This is a genomic window from Halobacillus sp. ABH2_015, from assembly GCF_056158945.1.
In genome coordinates this window covers 2,455,786-2,476,280 of sequence record NZ_JBSWUG010000002.1, presented here as the reverse complement: position 1 = coordinate 2,476,280, position 20,495 = coordinate 2,455,786, and the positions used below count along the sequence as shown (strand labels likewise).

General features: G+C 46.7%; 20 protein-coding genes. 15 read left to right on the top strand and 5 right to left on the bottom strand.

The genetic code is table 11. From position 1 onward, the window contains the following. The first annotated feature begins 81 nt into the window (after window positions 1-81). Window positions 82-585, top strand: a complete 504-nt coding sequence (locus tag ACXAD6_RS13110) for a DUF84 family protein (protein WP_474970427.1) — start codon at window positions 82-84, stop codon at window positions 583-585. 72 nt (window positions 586-657) lie between these two features. Here the strand turns inward: ACXAD6_RS13110 and ACXAD6_RS13105 are convergent, their stop codons facing one another. Next, entirely contained in the window at window positions 658-1,098 is a 441-nt protein-coding gene (locus ACXAD6_RS13105) for a YtoQ family protein (RefSeq protein ID WP_474969232.1), read from the bottom strand. Between the two features lie 72 nt (window positions 1,099-1,170). Continuing rightward, window positions 1,171-3,255 (bottom strand): methyl-accepting chemotaxis protein, encoded by a 2,085-nt coding sequence (locus tag ACXAD6_RS13100; RefSeq protein WP_474969231.1) that lies wholly within the window; start codon window positions 3,253-3,255, stop codon window positions 1,171-1,173. Between the two features lie 192 nt (window positions 3,256-3,447). On the opposite strand from ACXAD6_RS13100, the gene ACXAD6_RS13095 reads away from it, so the two are divergent. The 14 genes from ACXAD6_RS13095 (at window position 3,448) to motS (ending at window position 17,973) form a co-directional block, all read left to right on the top strand. Further along, complete coding sequence (locus ACXAD6_RS13095; RefSeq protein ID WP_474969230.1) at window positions 3,448-4,476, top strand: PTS sugar transporter subunit IIC; 1,029 nt, start codon at window positions 3,448-3,450, stop codon at window positions 4,474-4,476. A 32-nt stretch (window positions 4,477-4,508) separates the two neighbouring features. Continuing rightward, on the top strand, window positions 4,509-4,826 hold the full coding sequence (locus ACXAD6_RS13090) for a thioredoxin family protein (protein ID WP_474969229.1): 318 nt from the start codon (window positions 4,509-4,511) through the stop codon (window positions 4,824-4,826). A 140-nt stretch (window positions 4,827-4,966) separates the two neighbouring features. Beyond that, complete coding sequence (locus ACXAD6_RS13085; RefSeq protein WP_474969228.1) at window positions 4,967-5,785, top strand: DUF1444 domain-containing protein; 819 nt, start codon at window positions 4,967-4,969, stop codon at window positions 5,783-5,785. A 3-nt stretch (window positions 5,786-5,788) separates the two neighbouring features. Continuing rightward, a complete protein-coding gene (ytpR, locus tag ACXAD6_RS13080; protein WP_474969227.1) occupies window positions 5,789-6,397 on the top strand; it encodes a YtpR family tRNA-binding protein in 609 nt (202 codons plus the stop codon). A gap of 141 nt (window positions 6,398-6,538) precedes the next feature. After that, on the top strand, window positions 6,539-9,703 hold the full coding sequence (locus ACXAD6_RS13075; protein ID WP_474969226.1) for a DNA translocase FtsK: 3,165 nt from the start codon (window positions 6,539-6,541) through the stop codon (window positions 9,701-9,703). 108 nt (window positions 9,704-9,811) lie between these two features. Then, a complete protein-coding gene (locus tag ACXAD6_RS13070) occupies window positions 9,812-10,927 on the top strand; it encodes a nicotinate phosphoribosyltransferase (protein ID WP_474969225.1) in 1,116 nt (371 codons plus the stop codon). A gap of 190 nt (window positions 10,928-11,117) precedes the next feature. Further along, the gene (gene murC / locus ACXAD6_RS13065; RefSeq protein ID WP_474969224.1) at window positions 11,118-12,413 is read left to right on the top strand and encodes a UDP-N-acetylmuramate--L-alanine ligase; all 1,296 of its coding nucleotides are present in this window, start codon (window positions 11,118-11,120) and stop codon (window positions 12,411-12,413) included. 193 nt (window positions 12,414-12,606) lie between these two features. Next, window positions 12,607-13,026 (top strand): DUF948 domain-containing protein, encoded by a 420-nt coding sequence (locus ACXAD6_RS13060; RefSeq protein WP_027955113.1) that lies wholly within the window; start codon window positions 12,607-12,609, stop codon window positions 13,024-13,026. 12 nt (window positions 13,027-13,038) lie between these two features. Continuing rightward, window positions 13,039-13,461: a YtxH domain-containing protein gene (locus ACXAD6_RS13055; RefSeq protein ID WP_474969223.1), complete on the top strand. Its 423-nt coding sequence runs from the start codon at window positions 13,039-13,041 to the stop codon at window positions 13,459-13,461. Between the two features lie 52 nt (window positions 13,462-13,513). Continuing rightward, window positions 13,514-13,837 (top strand): bacillithiol system redox-active protein YtxJ, encoded by a 324-nt coding sequence (ytxJ, locus tag ACXAD6_RS13050; RefSeq protein ID WP_474969222.1) that lies wholly within the window; start codon window positions 13,514-13,516, stop codon window positions 13,835-13,837. Between the two features lie 184 nt (window positions 13,838-14,021). Next, a complete protein-coding gene (locus ACXAD6_RS13045) occupies window positions 14,022-15,080 on the top strand; it encodes a bifunctional 3-deoxy-7-phosphoheptulonate synthase/chorismate mutase (protein ID WP_474969221.1) in 1,059 nt (352 codons plus the stop codon). Window positions 15,081-15,315: 235 nt separating this feature from the next. After that, window positions 15,316-16,317 carry a catabolite control protein A gene (gene ccpA / locus ACXAD6_RS13040; protein ID WP_474969220.1) on the top strand — a complete coding sequence of 334 codons (1,002 nt, stop codon included), beginning with the start codon at window positions 15,316-15,318 and terminating at the stop codon, window positions 16,315-16,317. Window positions 16,318-16,367: 50 nt separating this feature from the next. Next, the gene (motP, locus tag ACXAD6_RS13035) at window positions 16,368-17,192 is read left to right on the top strand and encodes a flagellar motor protein MotP (protein ID WP_474969219.1); all 825 of its coding nucleotides are present in this window, start codon (window positions 16,368-16,370) and stop codon (window positions 17,190-17,192) included. Further along, the gene (gene motS / locus ACXAD6_RS13030; protein ID WP_474969218.1) at window positions 17,182-17,973 is read left to right on the top strand and encodes a flagellar motor protein MotS; all 792 of its coding nucleotides are present in this window, start codon (window positions 17,182-17,184) and stop codon (window positions 17,971-17,973) included. Before motP ends, motS begins: the two co-directional genes overlap by 11 nt. 30 nt (window positions 17,974-18,003) lie before the next feature. Here the strand turns inward: motS and ACXAD6_RS13025 are convergent, their stop codons facing one another. The 3 genes from ACXAD6_RS13025 to ACXAD6_RS13015 are packed head-to-tail and all read right to left on the bottom strand — an operon-like array spanning window position 18,004 to window position 20,472. Next, entirely contained in the window at window positions 18,004-19,176 is a 1,173-nt protein-coding gene (locus ACXAD6_RS13025; protein ID WP_474969216.1) for an acetoin utilization protein AcuC, read from the bottom strand. Next, window positions 19,166-19,819 (bottom strand): acetoin utilization AcuB family protein, encoded by a 654-nt coding sequence (locus ACXAD6_RS13020; protein ID WP_474969215.1) that lies wholly within the window; start codon window positions 19,817-19,819, stop codon window positions 19,166-19,168. Before ACXAD6_RS13020 ends, ACXAD6_RS13025 begins: the two co-directional genes overlap by 11 nt. Before the next feature lie 5 nt (window positions 19,820-19,824). After that, complete coding sequence (locus tag ACXAD6_RS13015; protein ID WP_474969214.1) at window positions 19,825-20,472, bottom strand: GNAT family N-acetyltransferase; 648 nt, start codon at window positions 20,470-20,472, stop codon at window positions 19,825-19,827. Between the last annotated feature and the right edge of the window lie 23 nt (window positions 20,473-20,495).

The window sequence follows — 20,495 nt, the reverse complement described above, 5'->3', positions numbered from 1 at the left end:
CTTTATGCTAGAATGATAGGAACTAAAGAATTCAAGGACCTTGAAAGAATATAAGGGAGAAGGAGAAAGGTGCCTGTTATGTTGAAGATTTATGTAGGATCAAAGAACCCTACGAAAGTTGATTCGGTGAAGCGGGTATTTCCGGAAGCCGAAGTCGTGGGGATGGAAGTTGAATCAAAAGTGGCAGCACAGCCCTTTTCTGATGAAGAGACGTTGGAAGGTGCCATTAACAGAGCACGCGAATGTGCGTCGCACCATAAATCGAAAATGGGCATTGGTCTGGAAGGCGGGGTCATGGAAATTGAAGATGATCTTTACCTTTGCAACTGGGGCGCCCTTGTAGATGAGAAGGAAAACGTCTATAGTGCAAGTGGAGCCAGGATTCGACTGCCGGATGAGGTGAAGGCAGGCCTTGAAAAAGGAAAAGAATTAGGCGATGTCATGGACGAATACGCAGATAAGCACGATGTCCGGAGTAACGAAGGGGCTATCGGCATATTTACGAATGGTCTGATTCATCGAGAAGATATGTTCACCCACGTTGTCCAGCTACTAAAGGGGCAGTGGGAATTTGATCAACAATAAATGGACGGGGGATGCCCCCGTCCATTTTCTGCATTTGGATTCGGTTTTTATCGGAAACGGCTGCAGCTGCCTTTACTCATAAAGATAAGCAAGGACTTCAACGGCTTGTTCGATGGTTTCTACTGTTACATCAGCCTGATTGGAGAGCTCCTTCAATGGATGAACGAGGGACTCCGGGCGGATCAGGATAAGTGGTTTGCCTGCCTGAATCGCAGCTCCGGCATCCATCGCTGTGTTCCACTGTTTATAGGATTCCCCGAAATAGGCGATGGCCGCATCCGACTTGTTCAATAATATCTTCGTACGGAAATTGTTAATGGAAGAGGCGGCATCATCTCTTTCCACCTGCCCGGGCTGCTCCCCGAGTATTTTTTCCCCAATATCATCGGAGAGTGCATGATTTTCCTGAGGGCTGACAAAAGTTACCGGCAGCTGTTTTTCATCTGCTTTGGATTTGATTTCCCTGCGCCAATCATCGTGAATCTGTCCTGCTAAGTATACAGTAAGCTGCATAATTCTCCCTCCCAATATTCTATTCTTTTTCAGTATGAGAGAGATGGTGATTCAAGTCCAGTTGAAGCTCTTTCAGGAGCTTCGTTTTTTCGGTATATTCCATTTTTGATCTTCTATTGTAAGAACACCCTCATTCAATGGAGTTTCTTTTTCAACCGGACCTTCGTCATCATCCATGGGCTGTTGAAGAATGAATTGGCCTCCTTCTTCTTCAAGTTCGCTGGACAGTTTTTTAACATCTGAAGCCGAACGTGTCACCTGCTCGATGGCAGACAATTGATTTTCACTGGATGCCGCTACTTCTTCGGATGCTGCCGCTGCTTCCTCTGAAATGACACTGATATTGTGCAGGCGGGTCTTGACCTCTTCATTGGCTGTTTCGACTTCGTTGACCGCATCCGTTACTTTACCCGTCTGCTCATTTATATACGTGACGTGGGAAGCGATCGTTTTAAAGGCTTCTTCTGTCTGTTTGACGGAGGATTCCTGTGCAGCCCGGTACTGTTGGAATTGGTCGGCTTCATTGGTCAGCTTATCCATCTGGACGGTCATATGCTCAATCATGCTTTGGATGCTCCGCGCTTCTGTTTTGGACCGTTCAGCAAGTTTCTTCACTTCATCAGCCACAACAGCAAAGCCACGTCCGGATTCTCCGGCACGGGCAGATTCAATAGCCGCATTCAAGGCTAAAAGGTTCGTGCTGTCGGCAAGATCTTCGATCGTTGTTACGACATGATGGACTTCTTTGGACTGTTCGGCCGCAGCTTTCACTTCCTGCGTCATTAAATTAGACAAACGGATAAAATCGTCGGACGTTTCTTTTAAGCCTGTCATCCTCCGAAGGCCTTCATCTCCAGCTTCTTTCGCTTGATCAAGCTTCCCTGCGATGTCTGCTGCTGCTGTCTTTGTCTGTTGAATGGCCGCTGATACATCGTGAATGAAGTGATTGGTTTCATCAATCTGCTGAGCCTGCTCCTGGGAACCAACGGCCACCTCTCCGATGGCTGCATGAACTTCTGAGGCCTGTATGGAAGTTTGCGAAGATACTAGAGCCATCTGCTCCGATGTGTCGTTCATCACCCCGGAGGCTTGAAGCACTTTTCTGACGGACTTTTCCATCTTCCCGGCCATCTCATTGAATTGATCCGCCAGTTCGCCCATTTCATCTTTCGTTTCAAGCTGGATTCGGTGACTTAAATGTCCATCTCCGATAATGGAGGCTCCTGTTTTCAGCTGCTGGATGGATTTACTGATGGAGCGGATCAGCAGAAAACCTGTGAAGAAGAGAATGATAAGCATCAACGCCCCTAAGGCTGTAAGGCCTGCTGTAAACCAGACCTGCTGTTGTTCCTGATCAGCAGCCATGCGTTCGTTCATTTCACCGGCTGCATGCATCACCTGATCCACCTGGGTGGAAACCTGTGAAGCAATTTCCTCGAACGAGGTGCGTATGTTTCCTGCCTGTCCGTAAGTATTATCGATGGTGTTTAAGCCCTGCTCATACTTCAGCAGGCTTCTGCTTAGTGCAGCGTTTTCTTCTTCCGGAAGGTTTAAACTTTCAGCGGACTCTTTTAAGGACGAGGAGCTCTCCTTAAAATCATCAAGCTGTTCTTCCTCCGGATTGTTTAAATAAGCCTGCTCCTCCATTTTCATTACCAACAGATCATTTTCCAGCGCTGGACTTCCGGATTGGCTGATCAGCTCACTGAACTGTGCAGAGGCTTCCTGGATCTGCTTACGCAGTCCTTCTGAATCGGAAAAGCCGATCAGCTTAAACATATTTACCAACGGTCCGAGTTCTTCTATGTACTGTTCGGAGCTTTCGTAAATCGACTGAAATCCTTCCTCAATGGATGGGTAGCTGCTGTAGGTTTCTCTGTAGCTAAGAGCTGCTTCCTTCACTTCAGTGACGGCTGTCTCCACAGCTGCGCCCTGGTCTTTGGATGGCTCATTGAAAAACTGCTGCTGTTCCAGTTTCACCTCGTTCATGAGAGCTTGGATGGATTCACTGTCTGTTACGGCCTGCTGAACCATTTGTCTCTCTTCGGCCTGCTTCGACTGTTCCATAAATAAATACGTCGATACGCCTACAAGAAGCAGCAGGGAGCAGAGTGAGGAGATAAGGATGAATCTTACACGTGCGCGAATCGTTTTCATAAGGACCCTCCCTGTGAATTTTCTGAAATTTATGTAGTTATGGATTTATTATAAGACTAATCGATTAGGAACACAATAAAATCCAGGCTTTTAGGAATGGGTCAAAAGACCTTGTCGGAATGCAAGTGAAATGTCTTTACACGTGTTGTGTATAGGTGTATAATTTCTTTCGGTAAGACAGGAGGTCATGGAATGAAAAAGTTCTTAAATAAAAAAGGTGTGTACATTTCGGTTCATGCCTATTTCATAACGGCTCTGAGTTATATGGCTCTTGGACTTTTTTCTTCATTAATTATCGGGCTGATTATGAAAACGATTGGTGAACAGCTGGATTTGGGGATGTTTTCAGCTTCTCTTATTGATATGGGAACCTTCGCTATGGATGCAAAGATATGGGGAGGAGCCATCGGGGCGGCTGTAGCCTACGGGTTGAAAGCACCGCCGCTGGTCATCTTTGCTGCCTTATTCAGCGGGGCTTACGGAGCGGATCTCGGCGGCCCGGCCGGCAGTTATATTGCTGCCTTGTTTGCAACGGAATTTGGAAAGGTTGTCAGTAAGGAAACGAAACTTGATATTATCCTTACTCCTTTTTCTACGATTTTGGCAGGGTACTTCGTTGGTGTGATCATTGGAGCGCCGATTGGAGCATTTATGACCGGAATGGGTGAAATCATCAATTGGTCCACTCAACAGCAGCCACTGTTGATGGGTGTCCTTGTTGCCGTTCTCATGGGGCTGGCCTTAACCGCTCCGATCTCGAGTCTGGCAATCGCTCTTATGCTGTCTTTGGAAGGGGCAGCTGCCGGAGCGGCTACTGTCGGCTGTGCAGCCCAGATGATTGGGTTTGCGGTGACAAGTTATAAAGATAATGGATTTGGAGGCGCCGTCGCCCAGGGGATCGGCACATCCATGCTCCAGGTAGCCAATGTCGTGAAAAAACCGTTGATCATCCTTCCGCCGACGCTGGCCGGGGCGCTGCTGGCTCCATTGGCGACGATGTGGCTGTCGATGGAAAACAATGCAGCCGGAGCCGGCATGGGTACAAGTGGATTTGTTGGTCAGATTATGACATTTGAGACGATGGGACTTTCGCTTGAAGTGGGTCTGATCATCCTTTTCCTCCATTTTATAGGGCCTGCGGTCATCAGCTATGGCTTCTATTATTGGTTTTCCAGAAAAGGGTGGATTGAGCCTGGAGACATGAGAATTGAATATGAGTGATCCTGTGCTAGAATAGCGGTGGAGGTGTCCTTATGATTACATTAGAATCGGATCAGCAATTAAAAGAATTGATAGAAAATGAATCGGTCATCCTGCTCTTTTCGGCGGACTGGTGCCCGGACTGCCGGGTGATCGAGCCCTTCCTTCCTGAGCTGGAAGAAAAATATTCCCAATGGACATTTGTTTATGTAGACCGTGATCAATTTATCCACGTCTGCGCCGAGAATGACATTTTTGGAATTCCGAGCTTTCTTGCTTTCCGCGAAGGCGGAGAAGCCGGACGGTTTGTCAGTAAAGATCGTAAGACAAAAGAAGAAATCGAAGCTTTCCTAACGAACGTTTCCGGTTAACCTACAGACAGGCTGTGCAGATGGCGCAGCCTGTCTGCTTTTTTTACTACAAAGATGTGTGTATAATGGAAGAGTATGCAAATCGAAAAGAAATCAACGACATGATCTTCTTTCTTCCCATGTAAAAGGAGGAAAAACCAATGAAAATGACGAGTATTAAAATGAAGAAGAAATTAGAGGAGCGGCTGGCCCGGGACGAGTGGAAAGCTACCTTTAACCGAGATAAGGACACATTCAGAATTGAATGGGCAGAGTCTGGAAAAGGGATCACAATCACCCTCCCCAATGTCATATCTAAATACCAAGCGCGTGGGGAAGAGGCTCTTGATGAGCTGGAAGACCATGTAACAGAAGCCCTGCGTGTGATGGAGGAAGATCACCAACTGACAGGAAAGGAACAGTATATCTTTCCTGTTATTCGTGCGGCTTCTTTCCCAACAGAGACAGAGCAGGGGAAAAAGCTCGTTTATACAGATCATACGGCTGAAACCCGTATTTATTATGCCATTGATCTTGGGAAGTCCTATCAGCTGATTGATGAGGATATGCTGAAAAAAGAAAAGTGGGATCTTGACAGGATCCGGGAAATTTCAGGTTTCAACGTCCGGTCTCTGAAAACCAATCTGAAAAAAGATACGGTCTATGGCAATGATTTTTATTTTCATTCCGCCGGTGACGGGTATGATGCAAGCAGGATTCTGAATGAAGCCCTGCTTGAACAGCTCAAGGCAGAAGCCAAAGGAGAGCTTGCCATCAGCATTCCGCACCAGGATGTTATCATTTTTGCGGATGTTCAAAATCCAGAAGGCTATGATATATTAGCTCAGATGGCTATGAAGTTCTTTGCTGAAGGAACGGTCCCCGTAACTTCTTTGAGCTTTCTTTATGAAGATAAACAATTGGAGCCGATATTCATTCTGGCTCAGAAAAAACCGAAAAAGGACCGAAAGGAAGAGTAGATCATGCACGTATTTTACAACAAGCAAGGAATTGGAGACGTTTTACTTATTCCCGTGAAGGAAGGCAGCCGGGACGAAATCAAACAGGAATCCTATGGTGATGTCGTAAAAATCACTGATAAAAGAGATGGATCCCTGCTTGGGTACAACATCTTCCATGCCTCCAAGTATTTCAATATTGAAGGACAGGGCAAAATCCGTTTAACGGAAGACGTGCTGGCTCCTATCAAGGATCTTTTTACGCAGAATGAATTGAATGATGTCCTTGATTTCGACCTCAGCCCTAAGTTTGTCGTAGGGTACGTAAAAGAAAAAGCCCCTCATGAAAATGCGGATAAATTAAGCGTGTGTCAGGTGGACGTTGGAGATGAAATTCTTCAAATCGTCTGTGGTGCACCGAATGTGGATGCAGGACAGAAGGTGGTTGTAGCGAAAGTAGGAGCTGTCATGCCAGGTGGAATGAAGATTAAGGACGCGAAGCTTAGAGGTGTTCCATCTTCAGGAATGATCTGCTCTGCCAAGGAACTCAATCTGCCGGATGCACCTGAGGAGAAGGGTATTCTTGTATTGGATGACCAATATGAAACAGGGCAGACGTTTGAAATGGAATAACTCTGTCTAAAAGCAAAGCAGCTGGTCTGCTTTGCTTTTTTTGATTCAAAAGTCATTTTTAAAGCGATTGTAAACCAAACCCTGCTGTAAACCTGTTAAAATATAAGGGAATCAGCATTATGATTTAAATTGGAAAAGAGTGTGAACTTAATGTGGAAAGACTTAAAAGATAAAATGAAACGCTTGTTTGAACAGGAAGAAAACCATGCTGAAGAAGCTGCCGTACATAAAGAAGAAAAGAAAGATGTCAACGCAAAAACAAAAATGACCTATCGATACCCGAAGCAGGGAGAATTCCGTTTCCCTGTCATTCCAGATCAGGATCAGGAACGCAGAGAACATGTGTCACGCGCAAGATCTGAGCGCAGACGTCATGTTCAGGAAGAAGAGCCGGAAGTAGAAAAACGACCACAGCGCAGGCAGAGAAAACAGCCGGAACCGGAAGAGGAATTGAAAGAGACACTTGAAACGACGTCCATTCCTTTTACTCCAAGTGATGTTCCCTCCCCTATCTTTGGCTATCAGACCAGGCAGATGACGAAAGGGCTGCAGAACCTGGAGTATACAGTCGAGGAAAATTCCAAGCCGGAATTTTATACAGGTTCCTATGAAGAGAAAAAGTGGCAGGATTTACGGGAAAAATTGAGAGAGCGCGTCCAGGTTGGCAGGAAACAGCCGGATGCTGTGACTCCATCCGAGAGTGAGCCGGAACGGGAAAGCCGTCAGGAAGGTGCGGCGTCGCTGGAAATGGAAGTGCCTGTCCAGGAGGAGCTTCCAAATAGAAATGAAGAGCTGTCGAAGCTCAAAAATGATTCCATGCGCGACGAACATACCGAAGAGACGCCGGCAGACACAGAGTCCCACGAACACGAAGACACATCCACAGTAGATTTGGAAATGCATGCATTGAATCCGGGGACGGGAGACAGCTCTGTGGAAACCGGTTCAGATCAGGAAGTCCATTCAGAAGCGCCTGAAGAAGAAACATACAGGTACCGTCTGCAGGATATCTTCGACCAGGATGCTCCAACCATAGACAAAACCAATGCATATGGTAATGGAGAGGTTTATACAGAAGAAGAGAAGCCGGAGAATGAAGAAACTCAAGATGCCCCGTTTGAAGATGATACTTCTGAGGCGGCAGAGCGGCCGTTGATCAATGAAGAGGAAGAAGAAGCCGCTCCAGACAGTGTTGGAGAGCTTCCTGACCCGGAAGAATATAGGGCAGAGGAAGAAACAGCAGAGCTCGAAGTTGAGATGGAAACCGAGCGGACTGAGGTAAATCAAGCTGAATTCGAGGAGTCGGAAGCTCACACGGCTGAGGACGTTTCTGAGGCGGCAGAACGACCGTTGATCAATGAAGAGGAAGAAGAAGCCGCTCCAGACAGTGTTGGAGAGCTTCCTGACCCGGAAGAATATAGGGCAGAGGAAGAAACAGCAGAGCTCGAGGTCGAGACGGAAACCGAGCGGACTGAGGTAAATCAACCAGAATTCCAAGATATGGAAACTCACACGGCTGAGAACGAAGCCGGAGATAGGGCAGAGGGAACCGAAGAACTTCCAGATGCCGGCACAGGACATGAGGCTGTGTCTGAATTGGATGAACAGGAGAGGGGAACGGAAGAAGACATGGAGCCCCAACCGCTTGGGGAAAAACCGTCAGGATCCCGGGAAGACCAAGAGGAAACACGAAAATCCTCTTCCAGAAGAAGCGTGCCATTTAATGTGCTTATGACGCCTCGGGATAAGCGGTCAAGAGATCATCAGAAGACGGAAGCTCCTAAACAGGAAGAACCCAAGCCTGAAACTGTCCAAACGAAGGAAACTCAGGTGGAGAAACCAGCACCTGAACAGGAAGAAGAAGCAGGAAAAAGACCTCCTGAATATGTACGGAGTGAATATCAGACACCGCTGCATCTACTCGAGGATCCTGTCCGTCCATCCACAGATGATGACAGCTGGATTACCGGACAGATGGAACTGCTCGAAACAACCCTGCGTCATTTCCATGTCCGGGCGAATGTTATCAATGCAATGAAGGGGCCTTCTGTCACACGTTTCGAAGTTCAGCCGGAGCCGGGAGTGAAAGTAAGCAAAATCACCAACCTCGCGGATGATATAAAACTGAGCATGGCTGCAAAAGATATACGTATAGAAGCTCCGATTCCAGGAAAGCAGGCCGTCGGAATTGAAGTTCCCAACAAACAGCCACAGATGGTGGGACTGCAGGAGATTTTTGAGGATGAAGCCTTTTCTCAAGAACAGTCCCCGCTTTCTGTCGGACTCGGCCTTGATATCGGTGGGGAGTCGATTGTGACCAACCTGAAAAAGATGCCGCACGGGTTGATTGCAGGGGCTACAGGTTCAGGGAAAAGTGTGTGTATCAACACCATTCTTGTCAGCTTGTTATACAAAGCACACTATGATGATGTGAAGTTCCTGCTGATTGATCCTAAGATGGTGGAACTGGCGCCTTACAATGACCTCCCTCATTTAGTCGCACCAGTCATTACTGATGTAAAAGCGGCCACGACAGCTCTGAAGTGGGCCGTAAAAGAAATGGAAGAGCGGTATGAAAAGTTCGTAGCCGAAGGCGTCAGGGATGTGGAGCGTTTCAACGATAAGATGATCAAACAGGGACGTGCTTCTGAGAAGCTTCCTTATCTCGTAATCGTTATTGATGAGCTTGCCGACCTAATGATGGTTTCTCCGCAGGATGTCGAAGATGCCATCTGCCGGATTGCTCAAAAGGCTCGTGCCTGTGGCATTCACCTGCTGCTTGCTACTCAGCGTCCGTCTGTAGATGTCATTACAGGCCTTATCAAAGCGAATATTCCAACGAGGATCGCCTTCAGTGTATCTTCCCAGGTGGATTCCCGTACCATCATCGACTCGTCAGGTGCCGAGAAGCTGTTAGGAAAAGGGGACATGCTTTTCGTTGAAAATGGTTCAGGTCAGCCTGTCCGGATTCAGGGAGCATTCGTATCAGATGACGAAATTGAACGGGTCACGAGCTTTGTGAAGAAAATGGCTCCTCCGCAGTATCTGTTCCATCAGGATGAATTAATCAAGCAGGTATCGACCGAAGAAGAGACGGATGAGCTGTTTGATGAAGCGGTTGATTTCGTCCTTGCTCAGAACGGAGCCAGTGCCTCTTTGATCCAGCGCCGCTTCAAAGTCGGGTACAATAGAGCCGCCCGCCTCATTGACCAGATGGAGGACTATGGGATTATTTCTGAACAGAAGGGAAGCAAACCGAGGGATGTCCTTCTGACCAGACAGCAGATCGAAGAAATAATGGACTAAAATCTTGGAGATTGGTCGAAAGGCTTGTGAAACAGGTCTCAATTTTATATGATGGACTATGAATAAAAATTCGACCAATTACGACCTATATGTTTAAGGAGTTAAGCCATGAAGGAAATTGCACTTAAATTAAATGGGGAGATCAGCCGACTGACCAACAAGACATTCAAGTTTGATGAACGCGTTGCTGAAGGCTGGTTCTCTGCCGTCTATTTTTTGAAGACCCGGGATATCGTTAAAAGCCACCTTCCTGATAATAAGGTGACGATGCAGTTTTTCCAGAAGGATCATGCCGTTTTATGCGGGACGGATGAAGTGATTGCCCTTATCCATACCTTTGCGGACCATCCGGAGGAATTGGAGATTCATTCCCTGAAAGATGGCGATAAGATCAGTCCGTATGAAACTGTTCTTACAGTCACGGGCCCTTATCAATATTTCGGATTTCTGGAGGGGATCATTGACGGTATTCTGGCCCGGCGTACATCTGTGGCCACCAATGTCTACAATGTCGTAAAAGCGGCCAGATCCTCCGGCAAACAAAAACCGATTATTTTTATGGGAGACCGGGATGACCACTTTACGCAGCAGTCCGGGGACGGATATTCTGCATTCATCGGGGGATCGACTGCCCAGGCCACCCACGCCATGAATGAATGGTGGGGGAAAGAAGGAATGGGCACGATGCCCCACGCGCTGATCCAAATGTTTAAAGGTGATGTAGTCGCGGCTACAAAAGCCTATCATGAACAATTCCCGGACGATCAGCTCATGGCTCTCGTTGATTATAATAATGATGTCATTACAGATTCCCTTAGCGTTGCCCGGGAATTCGGAGACGAGTTGAAAGGCGTCCGCCTGGATACGTCAAGGAATCTCGTGGACAAATATTTCCTGAGAAATCAGCATCTGATGGGGACATTTGATCCGAGAGGGGTCAATCCTGAATTAATCTTTGCCTTACGCCGGGCATTGGATCAGGAAGGATTCCGTCATGTGAAGATTGTCGTGAGCGGCGGGTTCACGAAGGAACGTATCCGCGCGTTTGAAGAGAAAAAAGTTCCTGTTGATATGTATGGAGTAGGTGGAAGCCTCTTGAAGATAGGAATCGGATTTACGGGGGATAACGTCATCATTGATGGCGAAGCGGAAGCCAAGGAAGGCCGTCGTTTCAAACCGAATCCAAGACTGGAATATGTAGAATATACAGGACCAGCCGAATAGCAGTTTGGAAGGTGCGGACGATCCTCGTTGGTGCCTTCCCGGCAGGTCCTGCTTTTTCTAAAGCGATTTCCGTGATAAGATAAGGAAATGCAGACAAGGACTCATCTGTGCAGAAAGGTGAAGCGCAGATCGATCCTCGTTACATATACTATACCTAAAGTGACCCACTTTATTTTGGAGGTTCTTGTTTATGACAACTTACCATTTCATTGGTATCAAAGGAACTGGAATGAGTTCGCTTGCCCAGATTCTCCACGACTCGGGCGAGAAAGTTCAAGGATCAGACGTAGATAAACGCTTTTTTACACAAGACGTACTAGAAGCTAAAAATATAGAGATCATGTCTTTTTCAGAAGAAAACATTACTGACGGCCAGACGATTATTGCCGGAAATGCCTTTGGGGACGATCATGAAGAAATCGTGGCAGCCAGGGAGAAAGGTCTGCCGTTTTACCGGTACCACGATTTTTTAGGTGAGTGGCTGCAGAAGTATACAAGTATAGCTGTCACAGGCGCACACGGGAAAACGTCGACAACCGGCCTTCTTGCACATGTGCTGACAGAGAACTACCCGACGTCCTTCCTGATAGGGGACGGAACCGGGCAGGGTCATGAAGACAGTCAATACTTTGCTTTTGAAGCATGCGAGTACCGCCGTCATTTTCTTGCTTATGAGCCGGATTATGCCATCATGACAAACATTGACTTTGACCACCCGGATTACTTCTCAAGTGTGGAGGATGTTTTCCAGGCCTTTCAACAGATGGCAAAACAGGTGAAGAAAGGGATTATTGCGTGCGGGGATGATGAGCATCTGCAGCATATTCAGGCCAACGTCCCTGTCCTTTACTATGGACTGGCTGACACGAACGATTTCCAGGCTCAGAATATCCGTGAAGGTGAAGATGGAACGACGTTTGACGTGTTTGTGCGCAACAACTTTTATGATACATTCACGATCCCGCAGTACGGAAACCACACCGTTTTGAATGCCCTCAGCGTGATTGCTCTCTGCCATTATGAGCAGATGCAGCCGGAGCAGATCAAAAAGCTTGCCACATTTAAAGGTGTAAAGCGCCGCTTTACCGAAAAGGTCTGGCATAATCAGATTCTTGTCGATGACTATGCCCATCACCCGATCGAAATTACAGCGACCATCGACTCAGCCCGTAAGAAATATGCCGATCGACCGGTCATCGCTATTTTCCAGCCCCATACTTTTACAAGGACGAAAACGTTCTTGAACGAGTTTGCGGAAAGCTTGAAGGAAGCGGATCATGTATACTTGTGCGATATCTTTGGTTCGGCCCGTGAAAATGGCGGAAAACTGACCATTGACCATCTGCAGGAGCTGATTCCTGAATCCAAGGTCCTTCAACTGGATGAAACGCAGCAGCTGGCCGAGTATGATGATGCTGTTCTTCTTTTCATGGGAGCCGGGGATATTCAAAAGTTCCAGGACGCTTACGAAAAGCAGTACAATTAAGCAGGCATGCGGCTTTCAACTTTGAAAAGCCGCATGTTTTTTCAATAAAAGTAGAAAATTGGCTGATAAAAAAGGATATTATGTTTAAGATAGCGAATATGTCCATTTATAAGCAGCCTTCACGTTTAGGAAAAGCCTGATTAGGGCAATAACTAAACTGTGTTGATTACATAAGAAGGAGTGTGCAGGGGGAATGATCAATATCCTTTACATTGCTGCTTTAATTGCAGCAGTGGCTTTTGCTGTTCTTGTAATTTTCTTAGCAAGAACGTTAACGGCTGTACGCCGTACAATGAACAACGTAGCTGATACCCTTGAGGGTGTAGAGAAACAAATGGAAGGCATCACTCTTGAGACCACTGAGCTGTTGAATAAAACGAATAAGCTGGCTGAGGATGTAGGCGAGAAATCGCAGAAACTTAATACATTAGTTGATGGTGTAAAGGGTATAGGGGATACCGTACAGGAATTTAACCAATCCATACGTTCTGTATCCAAGGGTTTTACTCAGTCAGCCAATGAGCACACAGACTCAGCTGCCCAGGCAGTCAAGTGGGGGCAGGTGGCGATCAGCCTTTGGAAGAAAGCGAAGAAAGAAGATAAGAATTCATAAGGAGGAATTAACATGGGACAACAAAACAAAGAACAAAATAATGGTAGAGATTTTGTACTGGGTTCGCTGATCGGCGGTTTAGTCGGTGCAGCTGTTGCCTTGCTCTTTGCTCCGAAATCCGGACGTGAACTGCGCGAGAACATCAATCAAGGCTCCGGGGAGTTGAGAGAGCGTGCCGGCGAGTGGAAGGATGTCGCTTATGAAAAGGGCGGAGAATGGAAAGACCGTGCTGTTGAATCCTCTTCCCATCTGACAAAATCCGTTTCTGAAAAATCTCAGGAGTGGAGCGGACTGATGAAGGACAAAGTGAAAAATATCCGTACAAATGAAGAAGATGAAGCGGAAAGAGCCGCTCAGGAAGTAGCTGAAGCCATCGAGGAAGCTGCTCAGGAGCTGGAAAGACAGCAGGACTCTACGACATCGACAAATATTTGACACAGTATGGAGACTGTCCGCAGTCTCCATCTTTCTTTTAGGAGGAATAGAAATGACAATCGAAGTGATTCAAGACAAACAGGCATTTGAACAGGTGGTTAGCGAAAAAGAGGCATTTATCCTGCTCAAGCACAGTTTAACATGCCCGGTCAGCACGTTTGCTCATCACCAATATAAGCAGTTCACCGACGGAGCGGATGTACCGTGCTACATTCTTCATATCCAGGAGGCAAGAGATTTGTCCAATCATATTGCTGCGGAATATGATGTCCAGCATGAATCCCCACAGGCCCTTTATTTTAAAAACGGGCAGGTGGTATGGCACGACAGCCATGGCGCAATTACAGCAGATCAACTGAAAGAAGTCACAGCATAAGAACACGGTTTTATGGAGGAAGGTTCAAGATAAGCTTGATCCTTCCTCCAACTTTTTAGCCAGTTTTTCATGAAAACACTTTCAAAGGGATGACAATATTCAAAAAGTTAGCTATAATTGTCCCTAATTATTTCATAATACTTATGATTCTAATTATCAAATATCATTGTAGGGGGACGTAAGCATGAGTAATCAAAAGCTTGACCAGTTGCGCAGCGAGTTGGATAAGGTTAATTTAGACCTTTTGAGTTTAATCAATAAACGCGGTGATCTGGTAAAGGAAATTGGTCAGATCAAAGAACAGCAGGGGATGAACCGCTTCGATCCAGTAAGGGAGAGAGCGATGCTGGACCAGTTGTCCCAGCACAATGATGGACCTTTCGAGGATTCAACAATCGTACATTTATTCAAGGAAATCTTCAAAGCAGCGCTGGAACTGCAGGAAGATGACCACCGTAAAGCACTGCTTGTATCCAGGAAGAAAAAGCCTGAAGATACAGTCGTTGAAATAAAAGGAGAACAAGTCGGAAACGGCACACCTTCCTTTGTTATGGGGCCATGTGCGGTGGAAAGCTACGAGCAGGTATCTGAAGTGGCCAAAGCTGTGAAAGCAGAAGGTCTGACACTGCTTCGTGGTGGAGCCTTCAAACCGAGAACTTCTCCATATGACTTCCAGGGACTTGGTCTGGAAGGATTGAAGATTTTGAAACAGGCGGCAGATGAGCAGGGACTTGCAGTCGTCAGTGAAATCGTGAACCCAGGAGACCTGGAAGAAGCTCTGGAATACCTGGATGTCATTCAAATTGGTGCCCGAAACATGCAGAACTTCGAGCTTCTGAAAGCCGCAGGTTCTGTGAACAAGCCGGTACTACTTAAACGTGGATTGTCAGCAACGATTGCCGAGTTCATCAATGCAGCTGAATACATCATCTCACGTGGGAATGAAAACATCATTCTCTGTGAGCGCGGTATCCGCACCTACGAAAAAGCAACAAGGAATACATTGGACATTTCCGCTGTCCCGATCCTTAAGCAGGAAACCCACCTGCCGGTCATGGTGGATGTAACGCACTCAACCGGCCGTCGCGACCTACTGCTTCCTACAGCGAAAGCAGCAATCGCTGTCGGTGCCGATGGTGTCATGGCTGAAGTTCACCCGGATCCGGCTGTTGCTCTTTCGGATTCAGCTCAGCAGATGGATATTCCGACCTTCCACGCCTTCATGGAAGAACTGAAAAAATAACGGAGAAAAAAGATAAAGACAGGCTGATCAAACAGCCTGTCTTATTTTTTATTCATAGTTTCTAAAAAAATCAGGAAGACTATAAGTAACCTTTTGCACGAATTTAGGAATCCGTTATAATGGATAGGGTACAAACTCTAGAGAACCGTATGATTATTGCGCAGGCAGGCGATCTGTCGTATGATTGTTCTTATAAGTACTACGGTACGACAGGATTCGATGAGGAGGAAATTAGATGAATGTAACAATATATGATGTAGCACGCGAAGCTAACGTTTCAATGGCAACCGTTTCGCGGGTCGTCAACGGGAACCCGAATGTGAAACCCGCCACAAGAAAGAAAGTACATGATGCGATTGAACGGCTCGGCTACCGTCCAAACGCAGTAGCGAGAGGTCTTGCGAGTAAGAAGACAACGACAGTGGGTGTCATTATTCCGGATATCTCCAGCATTTTCTTCGCAGAATTGGCACGGGGAATTGAAGATATCGCAACCATGTACAACTATAACATTATCTTAAGTAACTCAGACCAGAACAAAGACAAAGAGCTTCATTTGATCAATGCCATGCTCGGCAAGCAGGTGGATGGACTGATCTTCATGGGTGGCGACATTACCGATGACCACATCCGTGAGTTCAAGACGTCTTCTGTACCGATTGCGCTGGCGGCGACTGTTGATGAGACTCAGGAAACGCCATCTGTAAACATTGATTATGAAGAAGCGGCCTATGATGCAACGAAGATGCTTCTGGACTCCAATAACGAGCGGATTGCCTTCATTTCCGGACCGGAGAATACATTAATCAATACAAGAAAAGTGACAGGCTTCAAACGTGCCATGAGTGAAAAGGGTGTCGAGGATGCTGACAAATACATCGTAACTGGAGATTATTCCTACGATTCCGGTCATGAAGCGCTTGAGCAGATCCTTGAGATGGACGAACAGCCGTCAGCCGTTTTCGTTTCTTCTGATGAAATGGCCCTCGGGGTTATTCACGGAGCGCAGGACCGCGGCATTCGTGTACCTGAGGATATGGAAGTATTCGGTTTTGATAATACACGTCTGGCTACCATGGTGCGTCCAACGCTTTCCACTGTTGTACAGCCGATGTATGACATCGGAGCAGTGGCCATGCGTCTGCTTACAAAATTCATGAACAAAGAAGAAGTAGAGGAACAGAACGTGGTTCTTCCACACCGAATTATTGAAAGAAACTCAACTCAGCAGAAATAGTACCGATATATGTACTAAAAGGTACTTGTTCGAACTGAGGAGAGAGTGAAATGACAAAAAAAGATTTAATGACTCCCATAGGAATTACTCTTGGATTTGCTATGGTTATGGTTGGAATCATGTCCAACGCAGGCATCGGAGGGGCCGCCTCCTTTATACAAATATCCTCTATCGTGATTGTGCTGGGAGGGCTGGCCGCCGCTATTCTCGTGAACTTCAATCTTACTGAAGTGAAGCTGACCTTCCGTGTGACGAAGGAAGCCTTCAAAGAAAGCAGCATGAACCTGAGAGAGCTGATCAGCCTCTTTGTGAGGCTTTCTGAGCGGGCCCGGAGGGAAGGGCTGCTTGCCTTGGAAGCTGAGCTTGAGGAAGTGGGGGATCCTTTTATAAGGAAAGGGATTCTTCTGGCTGTTGACGGTGTAGAGCCTGATGTCATTAATGAAATTATGAATGCGGAGATTTCCGCTGTGGAAGAGCGGCACCAAAAAGGAAGAGCTCTTATTGAAAAGGCGGGGGAATATGCTCCTGCCTGGGGAATGATTGGAACGCTGATCGGTCTTGTCCTGATGCTTTCCAGCTTATCCACCCCGGAAGAGCTTGGTCCTAAAATGGCCGTCGCTCTTCTTACTACTTTCTATGGAACACTGCTCGCCAACCTTGTTTTCATTCCGATGGCGGGGAAACTTGAGAACAAAACGGACCAGGAAGTGTTCATGAAGCAGATTATCATCGAAGGGGTCATCGGCGTCCAGTCCGGCCAGAACCCGAAACTTCTGGAAGAAAAACTGGGAGCATTCCTGTCTGAAAATGATAAGAAGATTCTGGAAGACGAAGAACAAAACGATCCACTTGGGGAAGCAGCCAATGAGGCGTAGACCTAAAAAGAAGAAGCAGGACGGCGCACCCAAATGGATGACTACATATGCAGACATGATCACCCTTGTCCTTGTATTCTTTATTCTTTTATTTTCCATGTCCCAGATTAACCTCGATAAATTTGAGGCGATAGCAGAAAGCTTCCGAAACCGGATGATCCTGGACTTTTATCCTTCTGCTGTGGAAAACGAGAATCCCACTGATCAGACTGAGATAGAGGAAAACGGTGAAAAGAATAATGAATTTGACATGCCGCCGGAAGAAGTGGAAGCTTCACAATCAAGTGAGGCTGAAGCGGAAAAGGAGCAGGACCTGGATGAATTGAAGCAGGAGATCGATGAATACCTGAAGGAAAACGATTTGAGCGACATTATTGCTGCGACAAATTCCGACCGCGGCGTCGTCCTCGTTCTTGAAGAACAGCTGCTCTTTGAAACAAGTGAGGCAGAAATTCTGGACCAGGCTAAGCCGTTCTTATCCAAGGTAGGCACCCTGCTTGAAAACATTCCGAACTTTGTCAAAGTGGAAGGGCATACGGATAACCGTCAGATTTCCAGCTACCGCTATCCTTCAAACTGGGAATTGTCCGGAGCACGGGCGAGCAGTGTTATCCGGTATATCCTGGATAACACGGAGGACATGGACCCGAAGAGGTTTACCGCTGTTGCTTACGGAGAGACGAGACCGGTCGCTCCTAATGATTCTGAGGAGAACTGGAGCAGGAACCGAAGGGTTGAAATTGTCATTTTAGATCCGGCTTACGAAAATTCCGGATCTTAAAAGCCACTACATAAGTAGTGGCTTTTTTTACTACAAGGAATTGAATTTCTTTTGGTTATGAATCAGCTGCAGTGCTTTTTCCAACAGCTTATTGTTCTTTTCTGTAATTTCTTCCCTTCTCGGTATAGGTTTGAAAGCGTTTGGTGGATCGTTCCATGCATCGGGTAGAGAAACTGGGGATTCTTTTTCCCATTTCTTCAGCCATTCGACAGGGAGGGGACCTGTAAAAGGTTCTTCTTCCAACATAACTTTCCAAATTTGAGCCCAAGCTCTCGGGACAACACGCCAGATGTCATATCCGCCCCCGCCAAGTGCCACCCAGCGCCCTTCACAGTATTGATGAGCCAGTTCATGGGCAATTGCAGGTATGCGCTCGTAAATGGCCATCGTTGAGCTTAGATGGGTCAGAGGATCAAGGAAATGAGCATCCGCCCCGTTCTGCGTAATAATGATGTCGGGCTTGAAATAATCGGTAATTTCCTTGAAAGCGGATTCATAAACGTGCAGAAATGACTCATCCTCAGTGAAGGCATCGATTGGCAGGTTAAAAGAATATCCGTATCCTTCTTTCAATCCTCGTTCATTCACATGTCCTGTACCGGGAAACAGGTACCGCCCTGTTTCGTGGATGGACAGTGTACAGACGTTGGGATCATCGTAAAAGGCCCACTGTACGCCATCCCCGTGATGAGCGTCTGTATCAACATAAAGGACCTTGTAATCGTATTTCCGGCGGATGTATTTAATACCTACGGCTCCGTCATTGTAAATACAGAAGCCTGAGGCTTTGCGTTCAAATCCATGATGAAGGCCGCCTCCCAGATTAAGGGCGTGTGTGACATCACCGTCAAGAACCGCATCAATAGCAGACAATGTACTGCCTACAAGCAGCTGTGAAGCTTCATGCATGCCTTCAAACATTGGTGTATCTTCTGTTCCTATTCCGTATTCAAGCCCTTCCTCTTCCGACAATTTACCTTTTGATGCTTTTTTCACCGCCTGGATATATGCTGGACTGTGGGCAAGACGGAGTTCTTCCTCTGTTGCCATTCTGGGAGTGATCAAGTGATTTTCCTCAAGGATGCCTGCTGCATCCAGAAGTTCCTTTGCCAGGACGACTCTCATCTGATTGAAAGGATGGTCATCCCGGAACCGATAGGAAGTGAAATCGTTGGAGTATACAAATCCTGCTTTACAAGTCATAGGGACTCTCCGGCTTCTTAGGCCACAAAACTTCATAGCCTGCTTCCTCCAGATCTTCAACGGTGGGAAGTGGGTTCATCGTCTGAATCCGGACCACGACGACTTTGTACTTGGCATCCGGCTTGTAAGGATAAATGAGGATGGAGCTGATATTCACTTTGCGTTTTCCGAATACTTGCGTCACTTGAGGAAGAATCCCTGGTTTGTTCATGACTTTCACTTCAATCTGGGAACTCTGGACGTGGGTGCCCGTTAATTGAATCAACGTATAGAGCATGTCTTTTTCCGTTACAATTCCGACCAGTTTTCCGTCTCTGGTGACAGGAACACAGGCAATTTCCTGTTCATAAAAGATGGAAGCTGTTTCTTCGACAAAATCAAGAGGGTGTACGGTCGTCACCGGATAAGTCATGATGGAGCGGATCGGATACTGCAGTTCCTCCTGTCCGGTGTCTTCTTCCAAAATCGATGGACTGGCATCTCTGACATCACGGTCAGAAACAATACCTATGACAGCCCGGTCCTCGTCTATAATAGGGATATGCCGGATATGGTGTTCATGGAGAAGTTTCAACGCTGTTTCAATCGTTTCATCCGGAGTAAGTGTAATCACCTGGTCCTTCATGATTTCTTCTACTAACAATTCCGCTACCTCCTCAGCTGGCGATTTCGGTGCCTCGTTAAAAAGCGCAGTTGATCAAATGTCTCTACTGATGATTCAGGAACCCGGCTGCCTACTCTGACCATAAGGCAGTTGGCTGGGTGGGATATGATTTCAGGATCATCGGTGGGGGAAGGGGTCAATCCGCCTGCAGCCATCATCTTTTCCATGACCTTTCGATAATCCCATATGTTCAGCCCTGTTCCTTTCAAGTCCCAATGCCAGTAATATTCAGTGGAAATGATAATGTAATTTTCCATATAGTCATCCATCATGGAAAGTTTCAAGAGACGTGAGCCAATCCGGTACCCGCGAAACTTCGGGCTGACTTCAATGGCGCCCAGTTCAATCAAATCTTCCATGTTTCCTTCCGACCACCGTTCCAGGGGGTCTGGATGCAGGTAGGTCACATAGCCGATGATCTCTTCGCTGTTTCTTGCAATGATGATCCGGCCTTCTTCGAAATCCGCGATGCTCTTTACAGCTTCAAATTGTTTTTCCGGCGGTCGGAAAGCGACAAGGCCTTCGTTAAACGTAAAATGTGATAATTCTTCTGATGTCAGCGGTCCTTCAACAATAATCGGCCCATGCTCAGAGCTGAAGGATTCGCTGTAATAAGTTTTTTCATGATTCATTCAGTCACCACCTGAAAAAGAGA